Annotated in this window: 7 protein-coding genes; 4 read left to right on the plus strand and 3 right to left on the minus strand. The window is 67.0% G+C overall.

Annotation, left to right across the window (positions count from 1 at the left end; genetic code table 11):
• A partial coding sequence (locus ACIPIA_RS08790; RefSeq protein ID WP_400508628.1) for an OsmC family protein occupies positions 1–509 on the plus strand: 509 nt, incomplete at its 5' end.
• Here the strand turns inward: ACIPIA_RS08790 and ACIPIA_RS08795 are convergent.
• Positions 510–1,694 carry a DNA recombination protein RmuC gene (locus tag ACIPIA_RS08795; protein ID WP_400508630.1) on the minus strand — a complete coding sequence of 395 codons (1,185 nt, stop codon included), beginning with the start codon at positions 1,692–1,694 and terminating at the stop codon, positions 510–512. It lies immediately after the preceding gene.
• Positions 1,695–1,807: 113 nt separating this feature from the next.
• Between ACIPIA_RS08795 and def the strand changes: the two genes are divergently transcribed.
• The 3 genes from def (at position 1,808) to truA (ending at position 4,245) form a co-directional block, all read left to right on the plus strand.
• Positions 1,808–2,347 carry a peptide deformylase gene (gene def / locus ACIPIA_RS08800; protein WP_400508631.1) on the plus strand — a complete coding sequence of 180 codons (540 nt, stop codon included), beginning with the start codon at positions 1,808–1,810 and terminating at the stop codon, positions 2,345–2,347.
• A 174-nt stretch (positions 2,348–2,521) separates the two neighbouring features.
• Complete coding sequence (gene fmt / locus ACIPIA_RS08805) at positions 2,522–3,451, plus strand: methionyl-tRNA formyltransferase (protein ID WP_400508633.1); 930 nt, start codon at positions 2,522–2,524, stop codon at positions 3,449–3,451.
• Positions 3,452–3,504: 53 nt separating this feature from the next.
• Positions 3,505–4,245 (plus strand): tRNA pseudouridine(38-40) synthase TruA, encoded by a 741-nt coding sequence (truA, locus tag ACIPIA_RS08810; protein WP_400508635.1) that lies wholly within the window; start codon positions 3,505–3,507, stop codon positions 4,243–4,245.
• Positions 4,246–4,252: 7 nt separating this feature from the next.
• Here truA and ACIPIA_RS08815 read toward each other — a convergent pair whose 3' ends face one another.
• Positions 4,253–4,837, minus strand: a complete 585-nt coding sequence (locus tag ACIPIA_RS08815) for a hypothetical protein (RefSeq protein ID WP_400508636.1) — start codon at positions 4,835–4,837, stop codon at positions 4,253–4,255.
• A 68-nt stretch (positions 4,838–4,905) separates the two neighbouring features.
• Complete coding sequence (gene dapE / locus ACIPIA_RS08820) at positions 4,906–6,111, minus strand: succinyl-diaminopimelate desuccinylase (protein WP_400508638.1); 1,206 nt, start codon at positions 6,109–6,111, stop codon at positions 4,906–4,908.
• Between the last annotated feature and the right edge of the window lie 7 nt (positions 6,112–6,118).

Consider the following 6,118-nt stretch of genomic DNA (forward strand, 5'->3'; position numbering starts at 1 on the left):
TGGACGTCACTGCTTTGCGTGCCCTGCAGGCACCGCTCAAGGACAAGTATCGCGAGGCGCCCGACGCTGCGGTCATCACGCTCAAGGCTCATGGCGAGCTCGATGATCAGCACATCGCCTGCAAGGTCGAGACCGGCCGCGCGATCGCGCTCGCTGGCTTGCATCCCGCCACTGGCGGTTCGGGTGCCGAGCTCTGCTCCGGCGACATGCTGCTGGAGGCTCTGGTCGCCTGCGCCGGCGTGACCCTGAAGGCGGTCGCGACCGCACTCGAGATCGAGCTGAAGAAGGGCGTCGTCCGGGCCGAGGGGGATCTCGACTTCCGCGGCACGCTCGGGGTCGCAAAGGACGCGCCGGTCGGCTTCCGGGCGATCCGCCTCTCCTTCGATGTCGAGACCGATGCACCTCAGGAAAAGCTGGATGCGCTGCTCAAGCTGACGGAGCGCTATTGCGTCGTCTTCCAGACATTGAACGTCAAGCCGGAGCTCTCGGCAGTGCTCAGCCGCGGCTGATCATTCTGCCGCCCGCTTCAGTTCCAGCCCCTTGGCGAAAGGCAGTTTCGCCTCGCCTTTCTCGTCGTCGAAATCGAGCGCGCCGATCTTCTCGGCGCGACTTGTGACCTTGCCGGCCGAAGTCTTGATCTGGCCGACATCGTCCTGGGCCTGGCGGAAATGATTGTCGAGCTTGTCGACGCGCTCCCCGAGCCGGCGGACGTCGTCGAGAAGCTTGCCGACCTCGGTCTGGATGACGCGCGCCTCTTCGCGCATCCGCGCATCGCGCACCAGCGACTGCATCAGCTGGATCGCCAGCGCCAGCAGCGAGGGGGAGACGATCATGATGCGGGCCCGGTGTGCCCGCTGCACGACGTCGTCGAAATGCTCGTGCAGATCGGCGTAGATCGATTCCGACGGCACGAAGAGCAGCGCGACGTCCTGCGTCTCTCCGGGCAGGAAATAGCGCTCGGCGATATCCTTCACATGCACGCCGACATCGTTGCGCACGCGCTGGCCGGCGGCCTTGCGCGCATCGTCGCCGCGTGCCTCGCGCAGCAGCGTGAAGCTCTCCAGCGGGAACTTCGCGTCGATGACGAGGCCGCGTCCGTCGCCGGGCAGCGTGACCAGGCAATCCGGCCGCTTGCCGTTGGAGAGCTGCGGCTGGAAGGAGAAGAAGGCAGCGGGCAGCCCGTCGCGGATGATCGCCTCCATCCGGCCCTGGCCATAGGCGCCGCGCGCCTGCTTGTTGGCGAGAACGTCCCTGAGCGTCACCACCTCGGAGGTCAGATCGGTCAGGTTCTTCTGGGCGTTGTCGATCACCGCCAGCCGCTCCTGCAGCTTGCCGAGACTCTCCGTGGTTTGCTGGACGTTGCGCTCCAGCCCGGCGCCGACCTGCTGGCGCAGGACGTCCATCCGCTCTGCGACGAGGCGCGCGAGGTCACCCTGCCGTGTCGAGAGGATTTCGGCCATGGACTGCATGCGCCCGGCGAGCTCCGCCTGCTGGCGGTTCATTTCCGCGACCTTGTCGTCCATTTCGCGGGCGCGCTCGGTCGCCATCGCGGCCTCGATCGCGCGGCTTCGGCCGCCGCGCCAACCGGCGACCACAGCCATCAGAAGCAGAATGAGGCTCAAGCCGCCAAAGCCGAGGGCGGCCTCGGCCCAGGTCACAGGGCGATCGAGCAGTGTGAAGGCGATCTCGTTCATCACGCGAGCCTAGCCGATTCGAACGGGAGTTGCGAACGAAAGCGGAACAGTTTGACCGCTTGCCCACAAATGCTTATGTCCCCGGCTCAACAGCTCCTTTTCCTTGGAAACCCATGTCCGTTCGCCCGCTCGTCATCCTGCCCGACGCCCAGCTTCGCCTCGTCTCGAAGCCGGTGGAGGCCATCACACCCGAGATCAGGGCGTTGGTCGATGACATGTTCGAGACGATGTATGATGCGCCGGGCATCGGCCTCGCCGCGATCCAGATCGGCGTGCCGCTGCGCGTCGTGACGATCGACCTGTCGAAGCCCGAGGCCAAGGAAGGCGAGGAGCCGGAGCCGCGCAAGCCGCAGGTCTTCATCAATCCCGAGGTGACCTGGTCTTCGGACGAGTTCAGCGCCTACGAGGAAGGCTGCCTTTCGATCCCCGAATATTACGAGGAGGTCGAGCGCCCGGCCGAGGTAAAGGTCCGCTACATGGATCTCGACGGCAAGACGCAGGAGGTCGCGGCCGACGGTCTGCTCGCGACCTGCCTGCAGCACGAGATCGATCATCTCGACGGTGTGCTCTTCATCGATCACCTCTCGCGCCTGAAGCGCGAGCGCGTCACGAAGAAATTCGCCAAGGCGGCCAAGCGCGAGCGCGCCGCGTAATCGACAAGCTTCATCCAGGCCCTCATTCTGAGGAGCCGCGGTGCGCGGCGTCTCGAAGCATGCTTCAGGAGGTGGCTGGACCATCCTTCGAGACGCAGCCTCCGGCCGCTCCTCAGGATGGGGAATGTTCCATTTCTTCCGGCGTCATGCCGAAGCTGAGGTTAAAGTCGACCTATGAGCTTGCGCGTCATCTTCATGGGCACGCCCGACTTCGCCGTGCCAGTCCTGACCGAGATCGTCGGGCAGGGGCATGAGGTCGTCTCCTGCTACACCCGTGCCCCCGCACAGGCCGGCCGCGGCCTCGATCTCAAGCCCTCGCCGATCCACAAGGCGGCCGAGCGCTTCGGCATCCCGGTCTTTACGCCCGCCACGCTGAAGACGGCGGAGCAGGCCGAGATCATCGCTTCGCACCAGGCCGATGTCGCTGTGGTCGTCGCCTATGGCATGATCCTGCCGCAGGCCGTCCTCGATCTGCCCGAGCTCGGCTGTCTCAATCTTCATGCCTCGCTGCTGCCGCGCTGGCGCGGCGCCGCGCCGATCCAGCGTGCGATCATGGCCGGCGATGCCGAGACAGGCGTCTGCGTAATGAAGATGGAGGCCGGGCTCGACACCGGCCCGGTCGCGATGCTCGAGACGTTGCCGATCGGGCCCGATCTGACCGCCGGCGAGCTGCACGACCAGCTCAGCATCCTCGGGGCCGACCTTATGGTGCGGGCACTGGCCGCCCTCGGACGCGGCGGCCTGCAGTTCACGCCGCAGCCGGAGGATGGCGTCACCTATGCTGCCAAGATCACCAATGCCGAGGCGAAGCTGAGCTGGGCTCTGCCGGCACAGCAGGTGCATGACCGGGTGCGCGGCCTCTCGCCCTTCCCGGGCGCCTTTGCCGAGATCGATCTCGGCAAGGGCCCAGAGCGGCTGAAGATCCTGCGCACGGCACGCGCGGGCGGTGCGGCCGAACCTGGCACGCTGCTCGATGGCGAGGGCACGGTCGCCTGCGCCGTCGGTGCGGTGAAGCTGCTGCAGGTCCAGCGCGCCGGCAAGGCTCCGATGAGCGGGGCCGAGTTCCTGCGCGGCGCGCGGCTCGAGGCCGGCGACAAGCTGTAACGGAGCGCGGCGTTGTCCAAAATCCGCTTGGCATTCTTTGGCGGCCGGCTCTGATGCCCCGCTACAAGCTCGTCATCGAATATGACGGAACGCCGTTTTCCGGCTGGCAGCGCCAGGCAAGCGATCCGTCGGTTCAGCAGAGCGTCGAGGAGGCGGTCGAGGCCTTCTGCGGCCACCCGGTGCGGCTGCACTGCGCCGGCCGCACCGATGCCGGCGTCCACGCGACGCACCAGGTGGCCCATGTCGATCTCGACAGGGAATGGCGCACCGACACGGTGCGCGACGCAAGCAACGCGCGGCTGAAGGCGCAGGTGCCGGTCAGCGTGCTCAGCGCCGAGATCGTGTCGGGCGATTTCGACGCCCGCATCTCGGCAAGGCGCCGCTACTACATCTACCGCATTCTCGACCGGCGGGCGCCGCCGGCGCTCGACCGCGGCCGTGTCTGGCATGTCCCTGTAAGGCTCGATCACGAGGCTATGGACCGCGCCGGCAAGGCCTTGCTCGGCAAGCATGATTTCACGACCTTTCGCGCGGCCGAGTGCCAGGCAAACAGTCCGATCCGCTCGATCGACCGGCTCGACGTGCGGCGCGAGGGCGCGGAGATCGTGGTCTACACCCATGCCCGTTCCTTCCTGCATCATCAGGTCCGCTCGATCGTCGGTAGCCTGAAGATGGTCGGGGCAGGGCGCTGGCCGGAAGAGAAAATCGGCCAGATCCTGGCCGCGCGCGAGCGCGCGCAATGCGCGGCGCTGGCACCTTCCAGCGGGCTCTATCTCGCAGGGGTGGACTATTGAGCCTGGCTCAGAACAGGCCGAACAGGCGGATCACGCCATAGTCGAGCACGACGCTGGCGATGATCAGCGGCAGCGCGATGGAACGGCCTTCCGGGCCGAATGCGGCACGGGCGACGCAGTAGCGAAGCCTGAGCACGATCACGGCGAAGAAGGCTGATTGAACCAGCGCGAGCGCGGGGGTCGACCAGCCGACCGCAAAGACTGCGGCGGGAACGGCCATCAGACTTGCCGAGACGACGCCGGCCCAGTTCCAGGCGATGACGAAGCTGGTGAAACGCGGCGCTTGCGCGAGTTCGGGGCGCAGCGCGATCAGCAGGGCCGGTATCGCGAGAATGGCGAGGCAGAGCGCGCCGATGACCGCGAGCACCAGTCCCGGCGCGGTGAAGAGGCCGGCACTGTTCGGCAGCCCTGCCATCAGCCGCGCGGCCGCGAGGATCGCGACCGTTGCCGGCAGCATCAGCGCGAAGGCGAGATAGGAGCGCCAGAATCCGTCCCGGCTGAGGTCGAGTTCGGAAAGCGCCTCGGCTCCGCGGGTCATCAGGTGCCAGGAGCCGCGCAGCGAACGCGCGATGTCGTCGGCGGCGAGCCTCATCACGGTCTCCATCATCTGCGATCTTAGACTTTCGTCTAACCGAGATAATGGCCCGCAGTTCCGGCGCGTCAAGGCCTATGTTGCGCTGCAAAATAGCTGGCGAGTAACCGATGCGTGATCCGCTCCAGTGCGACGAGGTCCGCAACCGCGACGGACTCGTCGATCTGGTGCATGGTCTTGCCGACGACCCCGTATTCGACAACGGGGCAGTAGCTCTTGATGAAGCGCGCGTCGGATGTGCCGCCGGTGGTCGAGAGCGCCGGTCGCTTGCCGGTCTCGGCCGCGATGGCGTCCGAGACCATGCTGACGAACGGGCCGGGCTCGGTCAGGAAGGCGACGGCGTTGGTCGGCCGGAAGCTGACCTCGTATCGCACGGTGTTGCCCGCCGCCTCGCGCAGCCGCCGATCGATCTCGTCCGCGAGCGTCTCCGGGGTCCACACATCGCTGAAACGGATGTTGAAGACGGCACGGGCCTGCGCCGGAATGACATTCGTCGCGGGGTTGCCGACATCGAGCGTCGTCACTTCGAGATTGCTGGGGTCGAAATGCTCGCTGCCGCTGTCGAGCGGTGTCGCATCAAGCGCGGCCAGCAGCCGCACCATGCCGCGGATCGGATTGTCGGCGAGATGCGGGTAGCCGACATGGCCCTGTGTGCCGCGAACGGTGACCTGGCCGGTCAGCGAGCCGCGCCGGCCGATCTTGATCATGTCGCTCATCGTCGCGGGATTGGTCGGCTCGCCGAGGATGCAGTGGTCGAAGCGCTCGCCACGCTCATGCGCCCAACGCAGCAGCTTCACAGTGCCGTTGACGGCCGGGCCTTCCTCATCGCCGGTGATGAGGAAGGCGATGGAGCCGGGCGCATCGGGGTTCTCGCGACGATAGCGGATCGCAGCCGCGACCATGGCGGCGAGGCCGCCCTTCATGTCACAGGCGCCACGCCCGTAGAGCGTGCCGTTCTCGATAGCTCCGTCGAAGGGCGCGCGTGTCCAGGCGGCCTCGTCACCCACCGGCACGACGTCGGTGTGCCCGGCGATGACGAAGACCGGAGCCTCGCTGCCGATGCGCGCATAGAGGTTCTCGACGTCCGGGCTGCCGGGCTCGCTGAAGACCGGGCGATGGACGTCGTAGCCCTCGGCGGCGAACACGGCCGCGAGCAGCGCCAACGCGCCGCCTTCGAGCGGTGTGATCGACGGGCAGCGCACCAGCGCCTGCGTGAGCGCGACCGGATCGGTGGGGTCGAAGGAAAGGGCGGGGTTGGCGGGTGCAGTCGTCATGCCGCCG

Origin of the sequence: Allobosea sp. CER48 (assembly GCF_044752385.1) — a bacterium.
In the GTDB taxonomy this organism is placed as follows: domain Bacteria; phylum Pseudomonadota; class Alphaproteobacteria; order Rhizobiales; family Beijerinckiaceae; genus Allobosea.

Bases quoted from the DNA above. Each gene is read 5' to 3' on its own strand.
- def (WP_400508631.1), top strand. From the start codon at position 1,808: ATGTCCGTTCGCCCGCTCGTCATCCTGCCCGACGCCCAGCTTCGCCTC.
- truA (WP_400508635.1), top strand. From the start codon at position 3,505: ATGCCCCGCTACAAGCTCGTCATCGAATATGACGGAACGCCGTTTTCC.
- ACIPIA_RS08815 (WP_400508636.1), bottom strand. From the start codon at position 4,837: ATGAGGCTCGCCGCCGACGACATCGCGCGTTCGCTGCGCGGCTCCTGG.
- fmt (WP_400508633.1), top strand. From the start codon at position 2,522: ATGAGCTTGCGCGTCATCTTCATGGGCACGCCCGACTTCGCCGTGCCA.
- dapE (WP_400508638.1), bottom strand. From the start codon at position 6,111: ATGACGACTGCACCCGCCAACCCCGCCCTTTCCTTCGACCCCACCGAT.
- ACIPIA_RS08795 (WP_400508630.1), bottom strand. From the start codon at position 1,694: ATGAACGAGATCGCCTTCACACTGCTCGATCGCCCTGTGACCTGGGCC.